20 protein-coding genes are annotated in these 26,158 nt (G+C 61.7%); 2 read left to right on the top strand and 18 right to left on the bottom strand.

What is annotated here, in order from left to right; all coding sequences use genetic code 11:
* The first annotated feature begins 50 nt into the window (after positions 1-50).
* Positions 51-4,118 carry a dermonecrotic toxin domain-containing protein gene (locus KI237_RS02675; protein WP_212798689.1) on the top strand — a complete coding sequence of 1,356 codons (4,068 nt, stop codon included), beginning with the start codon at positions 51-53 and terminating at the stop codon, positions 4,116-4,118.
* A gap of 122 nt (positions 4,119-4,240) precedes the next feature.
* Here the strand turns inward: KI237_RS02675 and KI237_RS02670 are convergent, their stop codons facing one another.
* Entirely contained in the window at positions 4,241-4,528 is a 288-nt protein-coding gene (locus KI237_RS02670; RefSeq protein WP_212798688.1) for an addiction module antidote protein, read from the bottom strand.
* A gap of 146 nt (positions 4,529-4,674) precedes the next feature.
* The gene (locus KI237_RS02660; RefSeq protein WP_212798687.1) at positions 4,675-5,571 is read right to left on the bottom strand and encodes a LysR family transcriptional regulator; all 897 of its coding nucleotides are present in this window, start codon (positions 5,569-5,571) and stop codon (positions 4,675-4,677) included.
* 140 nt (positions 5,572-5,711) lie between these two features.
* Between KI237_RS02660 and KI237_RS02655 the strand changes: the two genes are divergently transcribed.
* Positions 5,712-6,968, top strand: coding sequence for an MFS transporter (locus KI237_RS02655; protein WP_249410742.1), 1,257 nt, complete (start codon positions 5,712-5,714; stop codon positions 6,966-6,968).
* Between the two features lie 150 nt (positions 6,969-7,118).
* Here KI237_RS02655 and KI237_RS02650 read toward each other — a convergent pair whose 3' ends face one another.
* The 16 genes from KI237_RS02650 to gltB form a co-directional block, all read right to left on the bottom strand.
* Positions 7,119-7,565: a type II secretion system protein M gene (locus KI237_RS02650; protein ID WP_212798685.1), complete on the bottom strand. Its 447-nt coding sequence runs from the start codon at positions 7,563-7,565 to the stop codon at positions 7,119-7,121.
* The gene (gene gspL / locus KI237_RS02645; protein ID WP_212798684.1) at positions 7,565-8,668 is read right to left on the bottom strand and encodes a type II secretion system protein GspL; all 1,104 of its coding nucleotides are present in this window, start codon (positions 8,666-8,668) and stop codon (positions 7,565-7,567) included. The genes KI237_RS02650 and gspL overlap by 1 nt, the downstream gene beginning before the upstream one ends.
* Positions 8,665-9,513: a type II secretion system protein GspK gene (locus tag KI237_RS02640; RefSeq protein WP_212798683.1), complete on the bottom strand. Its 849-nt coding sequence runs from the start codon at positions 9,511-9,513 to the stop codon at positions 8,665-8,667. The genes gspL and KI237_RS02640 overlap by 4 nt, the downstream gene beginning before the upstream one ends.
* The gene (gene gspJ, locus KI237_RS02635) at positions 9,510-10,043 is read right to left on the bottom strand and encodes a type II secretion system minor pseudopilin GspJ (RefSeq protein ID WP_212798682.1); all 534 of its coding nucleotides are present in this window, start codon (positions 10,041-10,043) and stop codon (positions 9,510-9,512) included. The genes KI237_RS02640 and gspJ overlap by 4 nt, the downstream gene beginning before the upstream one ends.
* Positions 10,036-10,422, bottom strand: coding sequence for a type II secretion system minor pseudopilin GspI (gspI, locus tag KI237_RS02630; protein ID WP_212798681.1), 387 nt, complete (start codon positions 10,420-10,422; stop codon positions 10,036-10,038). The genes gspJ and gspI overlap by 8 nt, the downstream gene beginning before the upstream one ends.
* On the bottom strand, positions 10,415-10,882 hold the full coding sequence (gene gspH / locus KI237_RS02625; protein WP_212798680.1) for a type II secretion system minor pseudopilin GspH: 468 nt from the start codon (positions 10,880-10,882) through the stop codon (positions 10,415-10,417). Before gspH ends, gspI begins: the two co-directional genes overlap by 8 nt.
* 2 nt (positions 10,883-10,884) lie before the next feature.
* On the bottom strand, positions 10,885-11,340 hold the full coding sequence (gene gspG / locus KI237_RS02620) for a type II secretion system major pseudopilin GspG (protein WP_212798679.1): 456 nt from the start codon (positions 11,338-11,340) through the stop codon (positions 10,885-10,887).
* 3 nt (positions 11,341-11,343) lie between these two features.
* Positions 11,344-12,552 (bottom strand): type II secretion system inner membrane protein GspF, encoded by a 1,209-nt coding sequence (gene gspF / locus KI237_RS02615; RefSeq protein ID WP_212798678.1) that lies wholly within the window; start codon positions 12,550-12,552, stop codon positions 11,344-11,346.
* Between the two features lie 4 nt (positions 12,553-12,556).
* The gene (gene gspE, locus KI237_RS02610) at positions 12,557-14,029 is read right to left on the bottom strand and encodes a type II secretion system ATPase GspE (RefSeq protein WP_212798677.1); all 1,473 of its coding nucleotides are present in this window, start codon (positions 14,027-14,029) and stop codon (positions 12,557-12,559) included.
* Complete coding sequence (gspD, locus tag KI237_RS02605) at positions 14,026-15,948, bottom strand: type II secretion system secretin GspD (protein ID WP_212798676.1); 1,923 nt, start codon at positions 15,946-15,948, stop codon at positions 14,026-14,028. The genes gspE and gspD overlap by 4 nt, the downstream gene beginning before the upstream one ends.
* Before the next feature lie 8 nt (positions 15,949-15,956).
* Positions 15,957-16,481 carry a type II secretion system protein N gene (locus tag KI237_RS02600; RefSeq protein ID WP_212798675.1) on the bottom strand — a complete coding sequence of 175 codons (525 nt, stop codon included), beginning with the start codon at positions 16,479-16,481 and terminating at the stop codon, positions 15,957-15,959.
* Positions 16,478-17,023: a cytochrome b gene (locus KI237_RS02595; protein ID WP_212800539.1), complete on the bottom strand. Its 546-nt coding sequence runs from the start codon at positions 17,021-17,023 to the stop codon at positions 16,478-16,480. Before KI237_RS02595 ends, KI237_RS02600 begins: the two co-directional genes overlap by 4 nt.
* A gap of 67 nt (positions 17,024-17,090) precedes the next feature.
* Positions 17,091-18,557, bottom strand: coding sequence for an N-acetylglucosamine-binding protein GbpA (gene gbpA / locus KI237_RS02590; RefSeq protein WP_212798674.1), 1,467 nt, complete (start codon positions 18,555-18,557; stop codon positions 17,091-17,093).
* 341 nt (positions 18,558-18,898) lie between these two features.
* A complete protein-coding gene (hemE, locus tag KI237_RS02585; RefSeq protein ID WP_212798673.1) occupies positions 18,899-19,966 on the bottom strand; it encodes a uroporphyrinogen decarboxylase in 1,068 nt (355 codons plus the stop codon).
* Between the two features lie 264 nt (positions 19,967-20,230).
* Complete coding sequence (locus KI237_RS02580; protein WP_007909438.1) at positions 20,231-21,649, bottom strand: glutamate synthase small subunit GltD family protein; 1,419 nt, start codon at positions 21,647-21,649, stop codon at positions 20,231-20,233.
* Between the two features lie 33 nt (positions 21,650-21,682).
* Positions 21,683-26,131: a glutamate synthase large subunit gene (gene gltB / locus KI237_RS02575; protein ID WP_212798672.1), complete on the bottom strand. Its 4,449-nt coding sequence runs from the start codon at positions 26,129-26,131 to the stop codon at positions 21,683-21,685.
* Positions 26,132-26,158 lie beyond the last annotated feature (27 nt).

The following is a 26,158-nucleotide window of genomic DNA, read 5'->3' as shown; positions in this document are numbered from 1 at the left end:
CGCACGTCTTCAATAGGTTGTTCCTTCCGAAAAACTTTCAGGAAGAGAACATGCTGGAGAACACCCCCTTACCAACCGCTAGCGCCCTGCTGATACACCAACTCAATGCCTCGCAGCAGCAGATGATCCGCCTGAACGATGCCGTTCCGCGCGCCTCGACAGTGGCTGCGCGGCACTTGGATGATGGGTTCAGGCAAGCCTTCCCCACCCTGGTGAACACGCTGGCCGTCAAAGAAATACTCGTGTGCCGACGGCAAGATGAAGCCGTCCCCCCAACTGAACGCGCAGCCAACGCGCCGGCGTTTAGAACGGTGGCGCAAACAGTCCCCCTCGACACGCTCTTCTGGTGTGCGGTGGCAGGAAAGATCAATGCCCACGAGTTCTTCGACGATTTGGGCAATATCGACATCGTCACCGATCGGAACAGCGTCACGGATATGCCGGCAGCCCTGAATAACCGTGACGCCAAGCAAGCAATCAAGCAACTGATCAGCGTCACCCCGACGTCGTATGAACAAATGCTGACGCGGGCGCTGGACAACTTCTGGGACACCCCGCCCGACGCTAGCCAGGACCGCAGCGTCAGCCAATGGCTGGCCGATGAATTCGGTAGGCAACTCAAGGCACAGGCCGATCTCCACCAACTCGATGGAACCCTGAGCCTGCCGCTGCACAAGGCGCTGACGGAACATGCGCTGTCGGCACCGGACGCAACGTCTCGCGCCAGGCTGGCGGAGCGTGACCGGCCCGGGGTCTACAGCCTGAGGATCACCCCCGAAGGATGGGGGTTCAGCGTGCCGGTGTCAGGCGCTGTTGCACTGACCCGACATGACAATACCGACTCGGCAAGCGCGGTGTTGTACCGCTTGGGCAAGCCGCTGGAGGTGTACGCGGACCTGACGGCGCTGAAGGCCAGCCTGGAGGCCGACGATAACGTTCAGTATGGCGTGACCATCGCCCCCATCGCCGGGGACTTCCTTGCCTACCTGGTGACGGATCTGCGAGCGGCGCAAAAAACCGCCGTGAGCGACGCGTTGCTGAACGGGCTGGGAGAGGATGAGGACATCAGCGCCTGGATCGCCAGGCTGGATACCGCGGCGAACCTCAAGGACCGGCTGGACCTGGCGGGCGCCATGGACGAGCGCGCGCTACGGCTGTACCAGAAAAAACTGGACGACTGGCTGCACGCCAACCCGAACGTGATCGGCAGCGACCGCGTGGCCTGGTGGAACGCGCTGCAGGACCTGCAGATAACCCTGGCGGATACCCCACCCCCGCCAGATCCCGTGACGCTGGCGTCCCCTGACGCCCTCCAGGACCGGACCCGCACGCTGCTCGCCGGGTTCATCAAGGACAAATACGCCCCAGTCGATCCTGACCAGGTATCCCTATGTATTCGCAAGCAGACCATCGACTCGCACGCGCCCACGGGCGAGTCACCGTTCGGGTCCGGGGTATCGCTAGGCAACGTGGAGGCGATATTCGACGATTGCCGTTCCATGACGCAGTGGGCAATGTCCAACCTGACACCGGACGAACGCAACGCTTCCCACCACACCGAAGAGGGGCCGCTAAGCTTTGCGCAGATCGTAGAGATCATTGAAAGGGCGAATGTGGGTGCCCGTCTCCCGCCCGCGCTGCAGCTTGCGGCCCGGGAGCGTCAGGCACAATGGATGGCTCTGAAAGCCAAACAAATGCGGGCGCAGGCGTGGGCCGCGCATATATCGGGGGACTTTACACACGATAAGGACAACACCGGCCTGAACCTGGTGCTGGCGGCGTTGGACAGCGCGATGCCTGAGGAACGCCGCAAGGTCAACGGGCACGAGGTGGTGGTGCGTCAGATCCAGTGGGGCGACAGTGTGCTGAAAGAGCTGCTGGCCTTTGGCGTCAGGAAACTCTCCAGCCGGCCGTCATTGACGCTGTACACACCGGGCGCGCCGGACGGAAAAATGTACAGGGACATCCACGCGCAAAGCGACCGGGAGCTGGAAGTGGCCCTGGTCACGGCACTCACCGCCACGCTGGACATGACCCGCTGGCTGATTGCGCAACTGCCGTTGATGGAACAAGCCGATCAGCTTGCCAGCCTGGTGCCGGCAGCGGAAAACCTGACCCTCAACGAGAAAATCAAGAAAGTCACGCAGCCCACCTTCTCGTGGATAAGACATCGGGTTCAGGATGATTTCGCGTTGAAGGTCGCGTCCCCGGTGGTTAAAGGCGACCTGCTCAAGGCGCTGCATGAAACGCAGCTCACCCACGCGCTCAAAACGGTAGATGTGCTGACGGTGACCAACACCGAGCGCGACAGCGCGGCGGCCCAGACGGGGCGCCGCAATGGCGTCACGTTGCTGACGGGCGCTATGGCCATGTTCTACGGGGGCCGACTGGGCGGGGTATTGGGACGCGCGATCCTGCCGGTGATGGTCGCAGGCGCCGCAGTGTCGGCAATAAAGGACGAAGGTGGCACCTTCAGCCAGTGGACCGGTGATTTCATCAACGGGTTGGGCGAGGTCATGGCAGAGGCTGGGCAAGACCTGATCATGGCCCGCGCAGCCCGACGCCGAAGCCAGGACCACCCAGAACTGTCGTCCCTGCCGCGCATGCCTGACCCGGAACTGGCGCCGTACCTGCTCAAAGGCTTTGACGGCAAAGGGCTGATACCCGAGGGTCGTAACCTGTTCAGGGACGCGGGCGGACAAGGCTATTTAAAGCTGGGGAGTGGCTACAGTAAAACCGCGATACAAGCAGGCGAGCGGATCATCCATGCGTCGAACAACCGTACTCAACAACTGCCAGTGACTTGGAAAAATGGCCGGTGGCACATCGAAGCACCACAACGGCTACTGGGTGGTGGCCCCCTGCTGAGTCTCTTCAGACGGCCCCCGGAAACCCCGCAACAAAAGACCTATAACGCGTTGGTAGAGGGCGTGCTCGTCGACCATCACTGGCCCTCCCGGGACGTGGTGAATACGGCAACGAAGGTCATCCATTCAATGCCAGAAGCGTTGGCCGAGCGCATCCTGCACGAGAGCATGAATGATATCGGCGTGCGCGATATAGACACTTATCGTTCACGCATCACCCAGATAAACAACGGACTCCAAGGTCTCGCGCAACATAAAAAGCCCCACGAAAGCCTGCTGTACAAATACAACGTCTGGCAGGCCGTCGACTACTGCACCCGGGACATCGATTCACAGGTCAGAGGGATCCAGCTTACTGCCGCACAAAAAGTAAAAATATTCGACATGACCCTGCCACTCAAGAAGGAGCTTTTCGACAGCGAAGGCAACTTCAGGATGATGATGTCCTCCTTGCCCGACAACCTCACCGGCGCCTTATTCATCACCATCATCCCTGACCAGGGAAAAAAGAAAGCGGCCATGACCAAAATCCAGAACGACATTAATGATGTGCGCGAAGCAGCGGAAAAGCGTGTCTGGGCCGATCTGGGCGACGTGTACTCAGGGGATGGGGCCGAAGCAGAAGCCGCCAGGGAAACCTATAAAACAACCCCAGAAAACTTTCTTGAATATAAAAAGAAAAAACTCAGCGCCTTCAGGGACGAAATGAAAAGAAGACACAAGCCTGGACTGCTGACGGAAATCCGCAACAACAAGATTCCCTATGTCATCGCCAACAAAGGCACGTCGCTGCGAAAGACGTTATTGGTCACCGGCGAGGACATCACAAACTTCACAAAAAACCTCCCGAACTACGACACCTTTGATATCGAAGTCGTGACCCAATTGCCGACGAAAAAGGTGCCTGGCAAGTCACCGACCACCAGCACTGCGCCGGTACTGGCAGAAGCATCAACCGCAACAGAAAAATTTACGGTGAGCCTCAGCACACTGGCAGAAACCCAGATGTCATATGACAACTTTCCCGAAGCGGCCAGAGCCAAGATGACAGAAATCATGGATGACATTCGAGCCGGCAGAGCCACGACAAAACGCATCAACAAATATTACTGGTACGACATGGCGCAACTGTCACCTGGAAGTGGCAGGGGCGCGTGGCGCGCGGCATTTGAACGCAAGGGCGATACCTGGACCCTCCAAGGGTTTTATGACTATCACGTCAATAAGCCTGCGACGGTTTGGGAGGGCTGAAGAAAACGGTAGATGATTGCTCCCACCGGGTATATCAGTCGATGCTGCGGCTATAACGAGAAAGGGCGCCTTACGGCGCCCTTCACAAACAGGCTGGTCTGTCATCCATCATGCTGACCTGTTCAGGTGCTGGCATGCAGTTTCAGTCCCAATGCTTTGACAACTTTCAAAATAGTGCCGAACTCAGGATTTCCCTCCCCCGACAAGGCGCGGTAAAGATTTTCCCGGGACAGCCCGGCTTCACGGGCCACCTGGGTCATTCCGCGAGCGCGTGCAAGGGTTCCCAAGGCTTTTGCGATGAATGCAGGATCATCTCCTGCCTCTTCCATGCATGCATCCAGATAGTTAGCCATGTCCTCTTCGGTCTTGAGGTACTCGGCAGAGTCCCAGCGAGTGAATTGTTCGGTCATGGGTTTTGCTCCTGCCAGGATTTCGCAATGAGCCTGGCTTGTTTTATATCGCGAGTTTGACTGCCTTTATCGCCACCACACAGAAGGATGATCAATACATCCGCTCAAGCCAACATAACGTCGCCCTCGATTGATTGGCCACCACTTCAAACAGTCCCGGTATCCTTGGTCAACAACTCCACAAACGCCTTCGCCATCGGCGAACGCTGATCCTTGCGCTGTACCAGCCACACTGCCGACACCGCCGCCGGGTCGAGCAGCGGTCGATAGACCACGCCATCAATCCGCATGCGCTGGTAGGACGCCGGCAATACCGAGACGCCCAGCCCCGCCGCGACCAAGCCAATGATGGTCATGGCCTCGCCGGCTTCCTGGGCGAAATGCGGACTGAAGCCGGCATCGCGGGCCAGGCTCAGGAGTTGTGCGTAGAGGCCGCTGCCGTAGCTGCGGGGGAAAAACACGAAGGGTTCCTGGGCCAGCGCCGAGAGGAACAGCCCTGCTTCGCTGCCCTGGGCCAGGGGATGCTTGGAACTGAGCACGGCCACCAGCGGTTCGCGGCTGAGTTCGATTTCCTGAAGGGAGTCGGGCAGGGGCAAAGGCCGCATGATGCCCACCTCGATCGTCTCGTCCATGAGGGCATCGGCCACCTGGGTGCTGCTCATTTCCCGCAGGTTCAAATGCACGGCCGGGAAGCGCTGGCGAAATGTGAAGATCGCTTGGGGAATGGTGGAGTTGAACGGCGCCGAGGACGTAAAGCCGATTTTCAACTCGCCCAACTCGCCCAACTGGGCACGGCGGGCCACGTCAGCCGCCTTATCGACCTGGGCCAGCACCCGTCGCGCCTCTTCGAGGAACAGTCGCCCAGCTTCGCTCAGTTCAACCCGGCGATTGGTGCGCTCGAACAGTCGCGCACCGATTTCCTGCTCCAGCGCCTGGATCTGCTGGCTTAAAGGCGGCTGGGAAATGCCCAGCGCCAGGGCGGCGCGACCAAAATGCAGCTCTTCGGCCACAGCGATGAAGTAACGCAGGTGACGCAATTCCATGGGCAATCCAATAGGTCGCAGAACGTCTTAAACAGGTCGAACAATATATTGGATAGAAACATTAGCTGGCTATATGCTTTTTTCATTGCCTGCCTGGCCGTGCTTGTTCGAGGTCCACCGTGAAAACTGCTGTCGCTCCATTGGCCCATGAAATCCCACCTCGTGTGCAGGATGATGTCACTGCCGAATTGAAGGACATCTACATCGAGAAAGGCACGCCGTTGTTCATGCGCACGGTGCTGGCGCTGTTCAGCGGTGGCTTTGCGACCTTCGCCTTGCTGTACTGCGTGCAACCGATGATGCCGTTGCTGTCCAAGGAGTTTTCCATCAACGCGGCACAGAGCAGCCTGATCCTGTCTGTGGCGACCGGCCTGCTCGCCATCGGCCTGTTGATCACCGGCCCGATTTCCGACCGCATCGGTCGCAAGCCAGTGATGGTCGCGGCGCTGTTCGCGGCCTCGGTGTGCACGATCGCCAGTGCCATGATGCCGACCTGGCACGGTGTGCTGCTGCTACGCGCCCTGGTGGGGCTGTCGCTGAGCGGCTTGGCTGCGGTCGCGATGACCTATTTGAGCGAAGAAATCCACCCCAAGCACATCGGCCTGGCGATGGGGTTGTACATTGCCGGCAACGCCATCGGCGGGATGTGCGGGCGCCTGATTACCGGGGTTCTGATCGACTTTGTCAGCTGGCACACCGCGATGCTGGTGATCGGCGGACTGGCCCTGATCGCCGCGGCGGTGTTCTGGAGGATCCTGCCCGAGTCACGCAACTTCCGCCCTCGCTCGCTGCACCCGCGCAGCTTGCTGGACGGTTTCACCATGCACTTTCGCGATGCCGGCCTGCCGTTGCTGTTTCTCGAAGCCTTCGTGTTGATGGGTGCGTTCGTGACGCTGTTCAACTACATCGGCTACCGCTTGCTGGCCGAGCCTTATCATCTGGATCAGGCCTTCGTCGGGTTGTTGTCGGTGGTGTACCTGTCGGGCATCTACAGCTCGGCGCAAATCGGTGCACTGGCAGACAGACTCGGTCGGCGCAAAATGCTCTGGGCAACCATCGCGCTGATGCTGGCCGGCCTCGCACTGACCATGGCCACGCCGTTGACGCTGGTGATCCCGGGCATGCTGGTGTTCACCTTCGGTTTCTTCGGCGCCCACTCGGTCGCCAGCAGTTGGATCGGCCGCCGCGCTCTCAAGGCCAAGGGCCAGGCATCATCGCTGTACCTGTTCAGCTACTACGCCGGTTCGAGTGTCGCAGGGACGGCGGGCGGCGTGGCCTGGCACCTGGCCGGGTGGAACGGTGTCGGCCTGTTCATCGGCACGTTGCTGGTGGTGGCGTTGCTGGTGGCGGTGAAACTGGCGAAGTTACCGTTGTTGCCGGGGAATGTTCAGGTTTAGGCCGAACGAGGTCTCTGTCCAAACCTGGTGTAGGAGCTGCCGAGTGCAACGAGGCTGCGATCTTGTCCCAGACAACTGAATCTGGAGTAAAAGACCAAGATCAAAAGATCGCAGCCTTCGGCAGTTCCTACAAGGCGCCACCGAGTTCGGTCATTGAAGCAAAACCACCCGCGCGCCCAGCAAACCATTCTCAGCTTCCAGAGTGAGCGATTGCAGCACCGCGCCCTCCCGCTCTTGTTGATCCAACCAATGAAGCAACGAATTGGCATCGCCACTGACGACGAGCCGCAACGAATCGCCATCGACTTCCATCTCTGCAATGTCCAACCCCGCCGCGGTCGCACTGTCGTTGACTCGCACCGACAAGGGCCGTGTCGCGGCGGTCAGATCCCGAGTGGGTTCGGCGCGCTGGATTCGGGCGTGCAGCTCAACCTGTTGGCGATACTGTCGCTCGGCAACCTCCAGCCGTTGCCGAGTCGGTTGCCAAATCAAGGTGTAGGCCACGACCACCAGCAACAGTCCGACGAGGCCCAGCAACAATTGTTGCTCACGGCGTGACACCCTCCCCCAGGCCTGAATCAAGCTAACGAAGTTCATCAACTGTTCTCCAGCGTGAGGGTGGCCTGCACGCGGTTGTTCTGTTTGCTGGCGCTACCCAGGGAGACGGGCAGTCCGTTTTGCTGCCCGCGTTCGCGCAGTTGCTCAAGCTCGACGAAACTGTTGGCGGTGAGCTGGATTTTCCAACCCTCGTCTTCCCGAAAATCGATGCGCTGTACTGCGACGCTGCTCGCGCCAATGACCTGCTCCGTCAGACGGACCAGACGCGCGACCTGGGTGTCCTGGCTTTGCCCACGGCGACCCTGCAACGCCTGGAACTGCGCCGCCAGGTCGACGATCCGGGTTTGCTCGGGATACAGCGACCTGAATCGCTGCTCGCCCTGGGCGTACAGATGACGGGCTTCGCTTTCAAGAAATCGTATGCGACCCTCGCTGAACGCCCAGGTGAGCAATAGCAATCCCAACGCGGCAACCGCCACGCCACGCCACGCCAGCGGCTGGTGACGTCGACGGAACTCACCTTGCATCAGGTCGATGGGATGTCCGCCAGCGCTGAGCAGCCACTCATCGATACCTTCGCGATCGCGCCCCTCGTCCAGCCAGTGAATCTCTTCGGGCAAGTCAGGCTTGAGCACGGCCAGGGCCTGGGCCGACAGCGACACGCGCGCCGGCAATGCCCCGCCCAACAGCCAGCGACCGAACCAACGCACCGCAAAAGTCCTGTCATCGGGCAGCAGGTCGGCGTCGACATACATCGCACGTACATCGATGCCTTGCGCGGCCAGCAGCGCCAGCAGTGCCTGGAATCGGCCTCGCTCGGTCACCATCAGTGGATAGCGCTGCTGACGGTCGCGCGCGCCGACGCTGATGTGCAACGTCTCCAGGTTTTCACTCAACTGTTCTTCGATGGCGAATGCGAGAGCCTGGGGTCGCGGCTGGCGTCGGGAAGGCCACGGATCGCTGCGCAGCCAGCTGCACATTTCCATCGGCAACAGCACGTCGACGAGCCGCCCATTCAACTCGCGGGCGGCTTCATGCAGGGGCAGGCTGCGTCGTTCGCCCGTGGGCGACCACACGCAACACGGCCAGTTGACGCAAGGCGCATCCATGCCATCGGCCGTCAGGTAAAGCCAGGTTTTCATCTAAGGGAGCTCGCGGGGCTGATAGGTAAAAAACGACGCTGACCCACAGTCCAGCGTCCGCTAACGGGGTCGCGCTCGATGTCCGAGGCCAGGCGCAGGCGGCTGCCGGCACGGGCCACGCTCACGGTGATTCGGAACCAGCGGCTGCTGACGCCCAGGCCATGGCTGCCAATGCCCACCCCGGACAACAGCGGATCATTGGTGAAGGCCTGCACGCTGGCGTATGGCTGGTGGCGACGCTGGTTGATCAACGCTTTGGCCGGCCCCTCCTCCATGCCGTCCAGGCTCATCAACACTGGCAGTGGTGCGGTATTGATATTGAGCAGGGCATCCCTGGGCAGCAACACCACCCAAGGCTCCAGGCGCCGCAGCGCCTGGCCGTCGATGTCCGGCAACAGGCGCAGTTGACTCAACTCCTGCACCGAGCCGACCTGGGGCAATGAGAACGCGGGTAAATCCAGCAATGCCAACAATCGCGTCCAACGACCGAGAGTGACTTGATCGGTTTGACCCTGGGCCAGCAGCGCATTGAGGTTCAGGCGCCCGGACAGATCCTCGATATTGAGGTGAACCTCGGCGTCCTCCATCTCGAACACAGGTTTGCGCCGGGCCCAATCCTGGCTCAGGTCTACCGGCCCGGACGACGTTATCGCGCTACCTTCCAACACCGCCTGCGCCCAGGCTTCAGCGGCCAGCCCCAATTGACGCAGTTGGATGTGCTGCAACTGCTGTGCGCTGCTCTGCAACAACAGGCGATGACTGCGCAGCATGCCGGCGGTGAGCAACAGCGCCAGGCTCAGGACCAACAACACACTGATCAGCGCCACGCCTCGTTGCCGGTTCACGGCAACGACCCAGGCAACAGCAGCACGCGACGGACCTGCTGGAAACGCCCCGTGGACATCACCAGTTCCAACGCCAGCGGCGCGTTGCCGCGCACGGTTTCGTCGTGCCAGCCCCGTTGCGCATCGAATACACGCCAGCTCAGGTGACGTACGTCCTCGAGCAATTTCTGCTGTTGCACGATGACCGGCCCTTCACCGCGACTGTCGCGCCACAACGCCGCGCCCTCGAGTCGAAAGCTCACCGTTTGCCGCTCGCTGCGCGGCTGGTCCAGTGGATTGGGCCAATGGCTACGCTGCAATTGCAGGCGCCCTGACGCGAGCACGATGGAACCGGCAACGGCCTGCCACACATCCCGTTCGATCACCCCCACCGCACGTTGCAAGGCCCTGAGTTCGCGCTCATGTTGGCCGGCGCCCTGCTGGGTACGCACCACGCCATCGAACAGGCGCCAACTGGCCAGGCCGAGCAAGGCAAAAACGGCGATGGCAATCACCAGTTCCAACAAGGTAAAGCCCGACTGTCTATTCATGACGGTTGCGGATCCATCCGGTGGTGCAGTGCACGACCGCTGGGCTGCCAGCCCGGCTGACCTGGATCTCGACCTGGAGCAGATGTGGGTCGCGGGCCGGGGCGACACGCTGTTGCAAGACCCAATCGCGCTGATCCAGGCGCCGGGCCAGACGCTGTTGGCCCAGTGGCGTAGCGGCTTGCAGACGGAGCTCGCTGAGTTGGTTGTCCGCTAGCCAGGCGCCGAACAAACGGTCCTCGAGCCCGGCGCTTTGCTTGAGCACGAACTGGCTGGCCGACAGCACCGCCGCCGCCAACGTGGCGAAAATCGCCAGCGCGACCATGACTTCCAACAGCGTGAACCCCTGGCAATCGGCGGCCAGCCTGCGAGCGTCAGCCATCGATCAACGGCTCCGCCAGGCCATCACTCACAACCCGGGAAATCGTCTGGCCAGCGACTTTGATGAACAACCTGAACGGACTGATCTCGTCACTGCTGAGCATCAGCAACTGTGGTGGGCCTAGGGCATCATCGAGCGCCAGGACATGGCCGTCCTGCTCCAACCCAAGTGTCAGGCTTTCAGGCAGCCGATGCGCCGCCGACACCGCCGTCCAGCCCTGTGACTCGAGTCGCAACGCCTGATAGCTGCGAGGCTGTACACGCACCCCGTATTCCAGCCCATCCAGCACCGCGCGTTCGCGCAATTGCTGGACCACACGAACGAAGTCCTGGGCTTGCTGCCGAGCCTCACGCGTCGGGCTCGGGCCGATAGCCAGACTGACCATGCCCATCACGACCCCGATCAACACAATGACGACCATCAGTTCCAGCAAGGTGAACCCCCGAGAATGGCGGCCCATGTTCACTCGGCCCAATTGCCGATATCAGCGGCATACCCCTCGCCACCCGGCACGCCATCGGCGCCCAGCGAGTACAGGTCATAGCCGCCATCGAGTGATTTGAGGCCGGGGTTGAGGAACTGGTAGGGCGTGCCCCAGGGATCGATCGGCAGGCTTTTCAGATAACCCTGGGGGTTCCAGTTCTTTGCCACGGGCGTACCGGCCGGACGCTTGCTCAGCGCGTCCAGGCCTTGTTGGGTCGAGGGGTAATGAGCGTTGTCGAGACGGTACATTTCCAGGGCCGTGGCAATCGCCTGGATATCGGTGCGCGCGGCCGTGACCTTGGCTTGGTCCGGCCGGCTCATGAACTGCGGCACGACGACGGCACCGAGGATGCCGATGATGACCACCACCACCATGATTTCGATCAGGGTGAAGCCGCGCTGGGGACGCGCCGGTCGGTTGCTTTGAAGTTTCATGGGTCAATTCACCAATTGGTTGAGGCTCAAGATAGGAAGCAGAATGGCCATGACGATCAGCAGCACGACGCCGCCCATCAGCACCAACATGGCCGGTTCGAAAAGGCTCACCACCAGCGCGATGCGCGCCGCGAGGCTGGCCTCCTGCTGTTCGGCGGCGCGGGCCAACATGCTGTCGAGCTCGCCGGCTCGTTCACCGCTGGCGATCATGTGCAACATCAGCGGCGGGATATCCCCGCCCAGTTCCAGGCCACGGGTCAGGGTTCCGCCCTCGCGGACCGAACGAGCCACGTCGGCCATGCGCGCGCGAATGGTCAGGTTGCCGATCACCTGGGCGGCGATGTGCAAGGCCTCCACCAGCGGCACAGCGCTTTTGCTCAGGATCGCCAGGGTGCTGGCGAAGCGGGCCGCTTCCATCGCCCGCAGCACCTCGCCCAGCAACGGCAGCCTGAGCAACAAGCAATGCCAGCGCAGGCGCCACACCGGTTGGCGCAGGCTCCAGCGCCACAGCCCGAGCATCCCGGCCAGGGCCCCGAACAGCAGCAGACCGTAGCGACGCAAGCCGTCGCTCACCGTGATCAACGCCTGGGTCAGCCAAGGCAACGGCTGGCCACTGTCGATAAAAATCTTCACCACATCCGGCACCACGTAGCCGAGCAGAAACGCGACGATCGCGACGCAGGCGAACATCAGGATCAGCGGGTACACCAACGCCAGTTGAATGCGCTGGCGCGATGCCTGGCGCGCCTGGGTGTAGGACGCCAGTTGCTCCAGCACCTGGCCCAAGTGGCCGGATTGCTCGCCGGCGGCAACGGTGGCGCAGAACAGCTCGGGAAACGCCTGGGGAAATGCCCTCAGTGCCGTCGCCAACGCATGACCTTCCATCACCCGACTGCGCACCGCCGACAGCAGGTGCACGACATGGCGCTTCTGACTCTGTTGCGCCACGGCCCCCAGGGCTTCCTCAAGGGGCAGGCCAGCCTGGATCAGGGTGGACAGCTGCAACGTCAGCAACGCCAGGTCAGCCGGGTTCAGACGTCCCCCGCCAGGCCACCCCCCCAGGGTTCGCGGCTCCCCGGCTTCACGCAATTCACTGGGCAGCAAGCCGCGCTCACGCAACAACTGACGGGCATGGCGGGGGCTGTCGCCTTCCACACGGCCTTTGCAGCGTCGGCCCTGGGCATCTTCGGCCCGGTAGTCGAAGGTCGGCATGGCGCTAATCCTCCTGGGTGATGCGCAGCAGTTCATCGACGCTGGTCAGGCCTTCGAGAACCCGCTGGCGCCCGTCCTGGAACAGACTGCGGGAGCTCTTGCGCGCCTCAGAGGCCAACGCCTGCTCGGTGGCCCCCTCGTGAATCAGCTGCGACAACGCGGCACTGATATTCACCAGTTCGTAAATGCCGATGCGCCCTCGATAACCTTTCTGGCATTGATCACAGCCTTGGGCCTTGAACAGCCGTGGCGCGGCGCTGGCTTCAAGCCCCAGGCGTCGACACGTGGCGGCGTCGGCCACATAGGGCGTCTTGCAGGACGGACACAAGGTGCGCAACAAGCGCTGGGCCACGATGCCGGCCAGGGACGACGCCAGCAGATACGCATCCACGCCCATGTCCACCAGCCGCGTGACCGCGCCGACGGCGGTATTGGTGTGCAGGGTCGAGAGCACCAGGTGCCCGGTCAGGGACGCCTGGACGGCGATTTCGGCGGTCTCGCGATCGCGAATTTCACCGACCATCACCACGTCCGGGTCCTGGCGCAAAATGGCCCGCAGGCCACGGGCAAAGGTCATGTCGACTTTCGGATTGACCGGCATCTGGCCGATGCCCGGCAGGTGATATTCGATGGGGTCTTCGACGGTGAGAATGTTGCGGCTCTGGTCGTTGATGCTGCTCAACGCCGCGTACAGGCTGGTGGTTTTGCCCGAGCCCGTGGGCCCGGTGACCAACACGATGCCATGGGGTTTGCCGAGCAATTGGCGCAGCCCGGCCAGGGTGTCGTCAGGCAGGCCCAGGCGCTGCAGGTCCAGGCGCCCGGCCTGCTTGTCGAGCAGACGCAACACCACACGCTCGCCATGGGCCGACGGCAGTGTGGAGACCCGCACATCGACTTCGTGCCCGGCCAGCCGCAAAGCCATTCGTCCATCCTGGGGCACGCGTTTTTCGGCGATGTCCAAACGGGCCATGACCTTGATCCGCGACACCAGCAGATTCGCCAACTCCCGGCGTGGACGGAGCATTTCCTGCAACTGACCGTCGATGCGCATGCGCACCGACAGGTATTGCTCGAACGTTTCCAGGTGCACGTCCGAGGCGTGTTCGCGGACCGCCTCGCTGAGCAGGGCATTGATCAGCCGGATAATTGGCGCATCACCTTGTTGCTCCAACAAGTCGGTGGTCTGCGGCATTTGGTCGGCCAGGCTGAGCAGGTCCAGTTCCTCGTCCAGGCCCTGGGCCACCTGCTCGGCGGCACTCTGGCCCTGGCGATAGACGCTGGCCAGGCGCGCGGCGAACGGCGCCGGCTCCAGCACCTGGATGGGCAAATCCCGCCCGCACAGTCGCCGCACTTCCGCCACGGCGGTCAGGGGCGTATCGCCGCGCATCACCAGGGTCAGGGTCGGCCCGGCGCCTTCGAGCAGCACACCGAAACGTCTGGCGAAACCAAAGGGCAACGGGGCCTGCGGGTCCGTCACAGGGCCCCCGAACGCGGTTGCGGATCGGCCACCGACGCATCCGTGGACGAATCGAACAACTGGCGGGCATCCCGGGGCAACAGCAGCGAATTGTTTGCTCGCGAACCGGGTTTGCTCAACTCCCGGAGCGCGTCGTAGCGCTGGCGGCTGACCTCGGCCAAGTCTTCGTTGCTGCGTACGATGGTCGGACGCAGGAATACCATCAGGTTGCTTTTGGTCTGGGTGTCGCGGTTCCAGCGAAACAGCGCGCCCAGGTACGGAATACTGCGCAGCAACGGCACACCGCTTTGCTGGGTTCGGACACTGTCGCGGATCAGGCCGCCGATCACGATGATCTCGCCATCGTCCGCCAGGATCGTGCTCTTCAAGGCCCGCTTGTTGGTGATCAGGTCAGAGGAGTCCACACCGGAAACAGACGGCGCGATGTCCGAAACTTCCTGCTCGACTTCAAGGCGCAAGGTCGAGCCTTCGTTGATGTAGGGCTTGACCTTGAGGCTGATGCCGACGTCCTTGCGCTCCACGGTGGTGAACGGATTGTCCGCACCGTTGCCGCTGGTGGCGTAGGAGCCGGTCTTGAACGGGACGTTCTGGCCCACGATGATTTCCGCTTCCTGGTTATCCAGGGTCAGCAGGCTGGGGGTGGACAGCAGGTTGCTATGGGTATTGCTCGCCAACGCCGAGACCAGCGCACTGAAGCGATCGCCGCCCAGCCGCAGGAAGACGCCTTCAGTCTTCTTATCCAGCTTGTTGAGGTCCAACCCGATGATCGGGATGTCGGTTCCCGGAAAGTTGATGGCCCCTGTCGCGCTGCCACTCTCCAGCCCCCACTGCACCCCCAGCGCTTCGGAGATATCCCCAGTGACCTCGACGATGGCCGCGTGAATGAGCACCTGGGCCCGGGGCTGGTCCAACTCTCGGACGATGTTCTCGATGATGCGGACCTGGGCCGGCTCGGCAATCAACACCAAGGCATTCTGGCTTTCATCGGCCTTGATCATGAACGGGCTGGCGCTGGCCGTTTCCCGCAGGCCGGCCAGTGCCGGCGTGGTTTTCTTGTCCTGCCCGACCGCCTCCAGCACCTCGGCCAATTGCTTGGCATCGCTATGGCGCAGGCGGATGACCCGGGCGTTGTCCCGGGATGCAACGGCCGGGACATCCAGGCTCCGGGCCAGGTCGATCAAGCGCTGGCGCACCGCCGGGGCGCCGATGATCACCAGCCGATTGCTGCGGGCATCGGCGATCACCGCGCCCGCCGTCTCCCCCTCGCGCTTGCCGCCGGAGGCTTCCATCAGCGGCGCTATGTCCGCGGCCAAGGCGTGCTGCAACCGCACCACCACATGATTGCGGTTGCGCCCTGAATCCAACTGCCGTACCACCCCGGCGATGCGCTGGACATTGGCAGCGGTGTCGGTCACCACCAAGGCATTGGACGATACCGAAGGGCCGACGTAACCATTGGCCGACACCAGGGGCCGGACCAACCCGGCAACATCAGCAGCGATGCTCGATTGCAAGTCGAGGACCCGGGTGACGAATTGCGACGGTGTGGCGCTTTGTTCATCGGCGATACCGGCACGCGTCTTGGCATCGCTGACCGGGGTGATCAGGATCCGCTCGCCTTCGTCGATCACCGTAAAGTTGTGCGCATCGAGCACCGAGTAGAACAACCGACGTACGCCTTCGCGGTCCAGTGCTTCGCGGGACATGACGGTAATACGCCCCGATACCCGGGGATCGAGCACCACGGTCTTGCCCAGGATCTCGGAGAACTCCTCGACCACATCGCGCAGTTCCGCGTTGTTCATCGCCAGTTGCCACTGGGCCTCCTCGGCTCGCAGCAAACCGGGGAACGTCAATGGGCAAACCACCGCAAGGCCGAACAGGACGCGCGCTACACGGGCCCGGATAAAGCTGTTCATGAATTCGATCACTCTGATTGCCCGGCCACCGGGCGTAGGTATTGCGAGGAATGAACCGTGGCATGGCGCCCGTCTTCGGGGCTCAATCGGCGCAGCAAGGGCTTGACGTCCTGTTGCAGGGATAGGCGCTCTTCCCTTCCGTTGCGCCACAACAGCACGTGGCTGGCCTCGACCCGACGCAGCACGCTGCCACCGGGCAAGCGCTCACCCACCTGGTAAATGCGCGGGCCGGCGGCGTCCGCCAGCAATGCCCGCGACAAGCCTTGGCCGGCGACAAAACTGGCCTGCAACGTAATCGATTCGGCGCTGGGCGCCTGGGCACCTTCAGGCGCCAGGCCAAGCACGGTCGCCACGGCTTGCACGTTGGGCAGGTCACGAGCCGGAACCACTGGCGGGTCGGCCAGCACCGGCACATCACGACCCAATCCCTGGTGAAAGCGCCACTCTTGGCCGGCCAGCAATACCCCATACAGCAGCGGCACGAGCACCAGCAGCAGCTTCGGCAGACGGCGGCCAAGGACAGGCAAGCTCACCTTTGCGCTCTCCGGCTCATCGCGCCCACTGGCTTGGCGAAAGACATTCGCCGTACCACCCTGCGCCCGGAAAACTCATGCCAGAGCACCGCGCACAGGTGCAGTGCAATCAACATCGAAAGCACCACGCAAGACAGGATATGGAGGGTGTTGGCCAGTTCGATCAGCGCCGGCTCAGCCAATGGTTGAGGGAAGCGAACAAGGCCGAAGACACTGATGGCGCTTTTCATCATCAGCACGCCTGTCACCAGCACGACGCCGATGGTCAGGTAAATCAGCGTATGCACCGCCAAGGCCAGCTTCTTGTTCAATGAAAGCGCTGCCCCACGGGGCTCCAGCTCACAAAAAAACAGCCAGGCCCGCCACACGAAAAACGGAATGAACAGCGTGGTCAGCGACACATTGAGTGAGCCGATCCAATGTTCGGTCGAAGCCGACACCGGGTTGAACGCCACATAAAAACCGGATGCCAGCGCCCATAAGATGATGGCCGCCGACAGCCAGTGCAGCAGCACCCGTCGCGTGGAATAGTTGATAGGCATCATTGCGCCCCTCGTCTGAAGGCCCCAGGCAATCCGCGCGGATCGCCTGGGGCCTGCCTGTCAGGACTTACAGCTTGTCCCAGGCGCTCTGCCAGGACGCACCGAGACCCGGCTCAAAAGCGTTCGCCGTCGGGCTGTACTGCTTGCAGTAGCCGGACGCCGGGAACGGCTTGCACTCGAAGACTTCGTCAGTCTTGGGCTGCAGCACTTTCGTGCCGGCGGTGTAGTCGCTGATGCCTTCAGGGAAGACGAAGTCGTACTCGATGCCGGCGCCTTCGCCGGTCAGGGTGACCTCCTGGGTCTTCTGACGAGTGGTGCGCCCGTCTTCGGTGGTCCCCACCAACGTCAGGGTATGGGCGCCGGGGGCGCTGCGCACGTCCAGGCTCAGGCCGGTGCTGCCTTCTCCCGAGGTCTGGCTGACGACACCGACCTGCTTGTTCTTTTCATCGAACAGGGTGGCCTCGAGGTTCATCTTGCGGTTCGTCTGGGCAGTGAAGGTCACGCTGCCCCGGCCTTTGTCGAGTACGTACTCTGGCTGCAGGGAAGAAATTTCCATGCTGGCGCTGGCGTCTTCTTGCATGTCCAGTTGCACTTGATAACCGGTCACATCGCTTTCTTTCTGGGCGTACAGCCTGTTAGTCCCCTTGACCGGCGTGATATTGCCGTCGTCGTCACGGATACCGGCACGAATCAGGGCGTGGGCGTTGTTGATCGCTTCGGCCAGTTTGAACGACCAGTTCTCAGGCTTGCCTTCTTCAGCGTTGTCGATGCTGATTTCTACGCTGTACTCAGCATTTTCGCCGCTGGCGGAGAACGCCCGGGCCTTGACCTTGTCACCCGCCAGCAACGAGGTCGATGGGGTAATGCTGCCTACCGGCAACCAGCCGCCCGGCAATGCGGCTTCGGCGAGAATGTTCACATCCACCGGGTTGTAGAACGCGTTATCCGTGTCGCCCACGGTCCAGACGGCCAGGATGACGTGATGACCCGATTTACTGTCAGGAATGACGCAGTTGTGCGGGGTACCGCCTACCGGAATCTGTTGACCGCCATCCACCGTACAGAACGGCGTGCTGTCGAACGAGGCACGCTTGAGCGCTTCGTTCGGGTTCCAACCCTCGCGAGTAATGAAGTATTCGTGTTTGCTGGTCCGGTGTGCCGCGACGTATTGCCATTGAAAGGTGACGTTGCGGTCCCTGATTTCGCTCGGGTGCCAGCGCGAAGCCGATTGCGCATCAAGAGCAGAAAAGTTGGGATTGCCGCCGCTGGCGATTTTGCCGTCGATAGGGCCTTGCAGCGGCCCGCCACCGGCCCCATTCGGGAAGCCCTTGAAGGTCTCGCCGGTGCTGTGCGGCTCGTATTGCGCGCCGCCGCAGTTTTTGTTGATACCTTTCTGGCACAGCAGCGCACGGGAAGGTGGCACTTCGACGAAACCGTGGGCAAACACACTCTGGGAAGCCATCATCGCCGACAACAGAACTAACGACGAAGCACACCCCGTTAACACACTGTTCTTCTTGAAGTTGTTGTTCATATAAATTCCAGACTACTCATCGAGATTGAAAGACGTATCACCGCCATCTTGAAAGGTGCGCCGGGTCGTTCAGCGCGTAACCTGACAAGCGCCGAACCTTATAGAAAGTTGAGTATTTCCTATGTAGGAAAAATCTCTCAAAACAGAAGGAATGATCTCTGAAGCTATTTCTATTACATAGTTCGAGAAACTTCTTACGAATAGAAATAGCTATCAAACGAACACAAACAGATACTTCATACAAAACAACTAACAAATTTCATATTGAACAAATAAACAACCGGGCAAAAAAAAGCCTGTCCAGGCACGAGGCCGGACAGGCTGGGTAACGCTGGGCATGATTACTGGTGATAGGGCGCCGACAACTCATGCACCGCGCGCAGGAAAGCACCGGCGTGTTCCGGATCGACTTCCGGGGTGATGCCATGGCCGAGGTTGAACACATGGCCGCTGCCGCTGCCGTAGCTGGCCAGGATGCGCCCGACTTCTGCGCGGATGGCTTCGGGCTTGGCGTAAAGCACGGTCGGGTCCATGTTGCCCTGCAGGGCAACCTTGTGACCGACACGCTCGCGAGCGTTGCCAATGTCGCAGGTCCAGTCCAGGCCCAGGGCGTCGGCGCCGGCATCGGCGATGCTTTCCAGCCACAGGCCGCCGTTCTTGGTGAACAGGATCACCGGTACTTTACGACCCTCGTGCTCGCGGATCAGGCCGCTGACGATCTTGCGCATGTAGGCCAGGGAGAATTCCTGGTACGCCGCCGCCGACAGGTTGCCGCCCCAGGTGTCGAAGATCTGCACCGCTTGCGCACCGGCCAGGATCTGGCCGTTGAGGTAGGACGTGACCGACTGGGCCAGCTTGTCCAGCAACAGGTGCATGGCCTGCGGGTTGTCGTAGAGCATGGCCTTGGTCTTGCGGAAGTCCTTCGACGAGCCGCCTTCGACCATGTACGTGGCCAGGGTCCAAGGGCTGCCAGAGAAACCGATCAGCGGCACACGACCGTTGAGTTCACGGCGAATGGTGCTGACCGCGTCCATGACGTAGCCCAGGTCTTTCTGCGGATCGGGAATCGGCAGGGCCTCGATGTCGGCCAGGGTGCTGATGACTTTCTTGAAGCGCGGGCCTTCGCCGGTCTCGAAGTACAGGCCTTGGCCCATGGCATCGGGAATGGTCAGGATGTCGGAGAACAGGATGGCCGCGTCCAGCTGCGGATACCGATCCAGAGGCTGCATCGTCACTTCGCAGGCGAACTGGGGGTTCATGCACAGGCTCATGAAGTCACCGGCCTTGGCACGGCTGGCGCGGTATTCCGGCAGGTAGCGACCGGCCTGGCGCATCATCCACACCGGGGTGACGTCTACGGGTTGCTTGAGCAGGGCGCGAAGGAAACGGTCGTTCTTCAGGGCAGTCATGTCGGCATCCGGAAAAAAAGTGCGGGCATTTTCTCAGAGCGCGAGGCAAAAGGCACGGCAAGAGCCGTGCCTTTTATCTATCGGGGCAATTTGTCGCGGTGCGGCTCAATTTTCGCCACCACAAAAATTACTGTGGGAGCAGTTTTGTGGGAGCAAGGCTTGCCCCCGATGAAAACACCGCGGTCTCTTGGGCACCGAGGCGCATGGATCGCGAGCAAGCTTTGCTCCCACAAAGCTCACTCCCACAGCTTTTGTGTTGCCTGATCAGACCCCCAGGTAATCCAGGATCCCTTCCGCCGCATTACGGCCTTCGAAGATCGCCGTTACCACCAGGTCGGAACCGCGGACCATGTCGCCACCGGCGAAGATCTTCGGGTTGCTGGTCTGGTGCTTGTACTGACCTTGCTCAGGTGCCACGACGCGGCCCTGGCTGTCGGTCTGGATCTCGAACTGTTCGAACCACGGCGCCGGGCTTGGACGGAAGCCGAAGGCGATCACCACGGCGTCGGCCGGGATGATTTCTTCGGAACCGGGGATCGGCTCGGGGCTGCGGCGGCCGCGGGCGTCGGGTTCGCCGAGACGGGTCTCGACCACCTTCACGCCTTCGACCTTGTCTTCACCGACAATGGCAATCGGCTGGCGGTTGTAGAGGAATTTCACGCCTTCTTCCTTGGCGTTCTTCACCTCTTTGCGCGAGCCGGGCATGTTCGCCTCGTCACGACGGTAGGCGCAGGTCACCGACTTGGCGCCCTGGCGGATCGACGTGCGGTTGCAGTCCATCGCCGTGTCGCCACCGCCGAGCACCACGACCTTCTTGCCTTTCATGTCGACGAAATCTTCCGGCGACTTTTCAAAGCCCAGGTTGCGGTTGACGTTAGCGATCAGGAAGTCGAGTGCGTCGTAGACGCCCGGCAGGTCCTCACCGGCAAAGCCGCCCTTCATGTAGGTGTAGGTGCCCATGCCCATGAAGACCGCATCGTATTCGGCGAGCAGTTGCTCCATGGTCACGTCCTTGCCCACCTCGGTGTTCAGGCGGAACTCGATGCCCATGCCGGTGAAGACTTCGCGACGATTGCTCAGCACAGTCTTTTCCAGCTTGAACTCGGGAATGCCAAAGGTCAGCAGACCGCCGATTTCCGGGTTCTTGTCGAACACCACCGGGGTCACGCCACCACGCACCAGCACATCGGCACAGCCCAGGCCCGCCGGGCCGGCACCGATGATCGCCACGCGTTTGCCGGTCGGCTTGACCTTGGACATGTCAGGACGCCAGCCCATGGCGAACGCGGTGTCGGTGATGTACTTCTCCACCGAACCGATGGTCACCGCGCCAAAACCGTCGTTGAGGGTGCACGCCCCCTCGCACAGGCGATCCTGCGGGCACACCCGACCGCAGACTTCCGGCAGGGTGTTGGTCTGGTGGGACAGCTCGGCGGCCTGGAGGATGTTGCCCTCGGCCACCAGTTTCAGCCAGTTGGGAATGAAGTTGTGCACCGGGCACTTCCATTCGCAATACGGGTTACCGCAGCCCAGGCAGCGGTGGGCCTGGTCGGCCGACTGCTGGGGTTTGAAAGGCTCGTAGATTTCCACGAACTCTTTCTTGCGTTGACGCAACAGTTTCTTCTTCGGATCCTTGCGCCCGACATCGATGAACTGGAAGTCGTTATTCAGACGTTCAGCCATTGTTAAAACCTCATCAAACTCTTCAGGCGCATATCACTGCGGGTTGGCACGAGTGCTGGAAAGCAACGATTTCAGGTTGGCAGCCTTAGGCTTGACCAGCCAGAAACGGCGCAAGTAGTCATCGAGGTTCTCGGCGAGTTCACGACCCCACTCGCTGTCGGTTTCCGCGACGTACTCGTTCAGCACGTTTTGCAGGTGGCTGCGATAGGCTTCCATTGCCTCGCCGCTGATCCGCTGGATTTCCACCAGTTCGTGGTTGACCCGGTCAACGAAGGTGTTGTCCTGGTCGAGCACGTAGGCGAAACCGCCGGTCATGCCAGAGCCGAAGTTATAACCGGTCTTGCCCAGCACGCAGACAAAACCACCGGTCATGTACTCGCAGCAGTGATCGCCGGTACCTTCCACCACAGTGTGGGCCCCGGAGTTACGCACGGCAAAACGCTCGCCTGCGGTGCCGGCGGCGAACAGCTTGCCGCCTGTGGCGCCGTAGAGGCAGGTGTTGCCGATGATGGCACTGTCCTGGGTCTTGTAGACGCTGCCCTTGGGCGGAACGATGACCAGCTTGCCGCCGGTCATGCCCTTGCCCACGTAGTCGTTGGCATCACCTTCCAGGTACATGTTCAGGCCACCGGCGTTCCAGACGCCGAAGCTCTGGCCTGCGGTGCCCTTGAAGCGGAAGGTGACCGGCGCCTTGGCCATGCCCTGGTTGCCGTGCTTGCGCGCGATTTCGCCGGAGATCCGTGCGCCGATGGAACGGTCGCAGTTGCAGATATCCAGGTTGAACTCGGCACCGCTCAGGTCGTTGATCGCCGCAGCGGCCATGTCGACCATCTTCTCGGCCAGTTCACCCTTGTCGAATGGCGGGTTGCGCTCGACCTGGCAGAATTGTGGCTTATCTGCCGGAATGTAATCACTGCCCAGCAACGGGGTCAGGTCCAGGTGATGCTGCTTGGCGGTCTGGCCTTCGAGCACTTCCAGCAAGTCGGTACGGCCGATCAGCTCTTCGAGCGAACGCACGCCCAGCTTCGCCAGCCACTCACGGGTCTCTTCGGCCACGTAGGTGAAGAAATTCACCACCATGTCGACGGTACCGATGTAGTGGTCCTTGCGCAGCTTGTCGTTCTGGGTCGCCACGCCGGTGGCGCAGTTGTTCAGGTGGCAGATGCGCAGGTATTTGCAGCCCAGGGCGATCATCGGCGCGGTGCCGAAGCCGAAGCTCTCGGCGCCGAGGATGGCGGCCTTGATCACGTCCAGGCCGGTCTTCAGGCCACCGTCGGTCTGCACCCGGACCTTGCCGCGCAAATCGTTGCCGCGCAGGGTCTGGTGGGTTTCAGCCAGGCCCAGTTCCCACGGCGCACCAGCGTACTTGATCGAGGTCAGCGGCGAGGCACCGGTGCCACCGTCGTAGCCGGAAATGGTGATCAGGTCGGCATACGCCTTGGCCACGCCGGCCGCGATGGTGCCAACACCCGCTTCCGCCACCAGTTTCACCGAGACCAGCGCCTTGGGGTTCACCTGCTTGAGGTCGAAGATCAGTTGCGACAAGTCTTCGATCGAGTAGATGTCGTGGTGCGGCGGCGGCGAGATCAGGGTCACGCCAGGGACCGCGTAGCGCAGCTTGGCGATCAGGCCGTTGACCTTGCCGCCGGGCAACTGGCCGCCTTCGCCGGGCTTGGCGCCCTGGGCCACCTTGATCTGCAGCACTTCAGCGTTGACCAGGTATTCCGGCGTCACACCGAAGCGGCCGGTCGCCACCTGCTTGATTTTCGAACTCTTGATGGTGCCGTAGCGCGCCGGGTCTTCGCCGCCTTCGCCGGAGTTGGAACGCGCACCGAGGCGGTTCATGGCTTCGGCCAGGGCTTCGTGGGCTTCCGGGGACAAGGCGCCCAGGGAAATACCGGCCGAATCGAAGCGCTTGAGCACCGATTCCAGCGGCTCTATTTCACTGATGTCCAACGGCGTGTCGAGGGTCTTGACCTTGAGCAGGTCGCGAATCATCGACACCGGACGGTTGTCCACCAGCGAGGTGTATTCCTTGAACTTGCTGTAGTCGCCCTGTTGCACGGCGGCTTGCAAGGTGCTGACCACGTCCGGGTTGTAGGCGTGGTACTCGCCGCCATGGACGAACTTCAGCAAACCGCCCTGCTGGATCGGCTTGCGCGGGCTCCAGGCTTCGGCAGCCAGGGCTTTCTGTTCGGCTTCGATGTCGACGAAACGCGCACCTTTGATGCGGCTCGGCACGCCACGGAAGCTCAGCTCGCAGACTTCTTCCGACAGGCCGATGGCCTCGAACAGTTGCGCGCCACGGTACGAGGCGATGGTCGAGATACCCATCTTCGACAGGATCTTGAGCAAACCCTTGGTGATGCCCTTGCGGTAGTTCTTGAACACCTCATAGAGGTCGCCCAGCACTTCACCGGTGCGGATCAGGTCGCCCAGCACTTCATAGGCCAGGAACGGATACACCGCCGAGGCACCGAAACCGATCAGCACCGCGAAGTGATGCGGATCGCGGGCGGTGGCGGTTTCCACCAGGATGTTGGAGTCGCAGCGCAGGCCTTTTTCAGTCAGGCGATGGTGCACCGCGCCGGTGGCCAGCGAGGCGTGGATCGGCAGCTTGCCTGGCGCGATATGACGGTCGCTGAGCACGATCTGGGTACGACCGGCGCGCGCGGCTTCTTCAGCCTGATCGGCGACGTTGCGGATCGCCGCTTCCAGGCCGACGCTTTCGTCGTAGTTCAGGTCGATGACCTGGCGCGCAAAGCCCGGGCGGTCGAGGTTGGTCAACGAGCGCCACTTGGCCGGGGAAATGACCGGCGAGCTGAGGATCACCCGCGAGGCGTGTTCTGGCGACTCCTGGAAAATGTTGCGCTCGGCACCGAGGCAGATTTCCAGCGACATCACGATCGCTTCGCGCAGCGGGTCGATCGGTGGGTTGGTCACCTGGGCGAACTGCTGGCGGAAATAGTCGTACGGCGTACGCACGCGCTGCGACAGCACGGCCATCGGCGTGTCGTCACCCATGGAGCCGACCGCTTCGTAGCCCTGCTCGCCCAGCGGACGCAGCACCTGGTCACGCTCTTCGAACGTCACCTGGTACATCTTCATGTACTGCTTGAGCTGGTCGACGTCGTAGAACGCCGAACCATGGTCGTTGTCTTCCATGGTCGCCTGGATGCGCAGGGCATTCTTGCGCAGCCATTGCTTGTATGGATGACGGGACTTGAGGCGGTTGTCGATCGCATCGGTGTCGAGGATCTGGCCGGTTTCGGTGTCCACGGCAAAGATCTGGCCCGGGCCTACGCGCCCCTTGGCAATGACGTCTTCGGGCTTGTAGTTCCAGACGCCGATTTCCGACGCCAGGGTGATGAACCCGTTGGTGGTGGTGACCCAACGCGCCGGACGCAGACCGTTACGGTCCAGCAGGCACACGGCGTAGCGACCGTCGGTCATGACGATACCGGCTGGGCCGTCCCACGGTTCCATGTGCATGGAGTTGTATTCGTAGAAGGCGCGCAGGTCCGGGTCCATGGTCTCGACGTTCTGCCAGGCCGGCGGCACCAGCATGCGCACGCCGCGGAACAGGTCGATACCACCGGTCACCATCAGTTCCAGCATGTTGTCCATGCTCGAGGAGTCCGAGCCCACGCGGTTGACCAGTGGGCCGAGTTCTTCGAGATCCGGCATCAGGTCGTTGGCGAACTTGGTGCGACGGGCCACGGCCCAGTTGCGGTTGCCGGTGATGGTGTTGATCTCGCCGTTGTGGGCGAGGAAGCGGAATGGCTGGGCCAGCGGCCATTTCGGCAGGGTGTTGGTGGAGAAGCGCTGGTGGAACACGCAGATCGCGGTTTTCAGGCGCTCGTCGCTCAGGTCCGGATAGAAGGCGGTGAGGTCCGCCGGCATCATCAGGCCTTTGTAGATAATGGTCTTGTGGGAAAAGCTGCAGATGTAGTGATCGGTGTCGGCGGCATTGGCCACGGACGAGCGACGACGGGAGCTGAACAGCTTGATCGACATGTCCTGGTCGCTCAGGCCTTCGCCTGTGATGAACACCTGCTCGATCTGCGGCAGGCGCTCAAGCGCCAGGCGGCCGAGGACACTGGTGTCGATCGGCACTTTGCGCCAGCCGACCAGTTGCAGGCCGGCGGCCAGGATCTCGCGGTTCATGTTCTCGCGAGCGGCCTCGGCCTTCACCGGGTCCTGGTTGAAGAACACCATGCCCACGGCGTATTGCTTGGGCAGGGTCACGCCAAACGTTTCCTGGGCTACGGCACGCAGGAACTCGTCGGGTTTTTGAATCAGCAAGCCACAACCGTCGCCGGTCTTGCCGTCGGCGTTGATCCCACCACGGTGGGTCATGCAGGTCAGGGCCTCAATGGCCGTTTGCAAAAGGGTATGGCTGGGCTCGCCCTGCATATGGGCTATCAGGCCGAAACCACAGTTATCCTTGAATTCATCTGGTTGGTACAGACCTGCTTTCATAGACACTTTCTCACCAGGCTGCCCCTT

The sequence above is a fragment of the Pseudomonas sp. St316 genome (genome assembly GCF_018325905.1).
Lineage (GTDB): Bacteria > Pseudomonadota > Gammaproteobacteria > Pseudomonadales > Pseudomonadaceae > Aquipseudomonas.
This window is presented reverse-complemented; position numbering and strand designations above follow the sequence as displayed.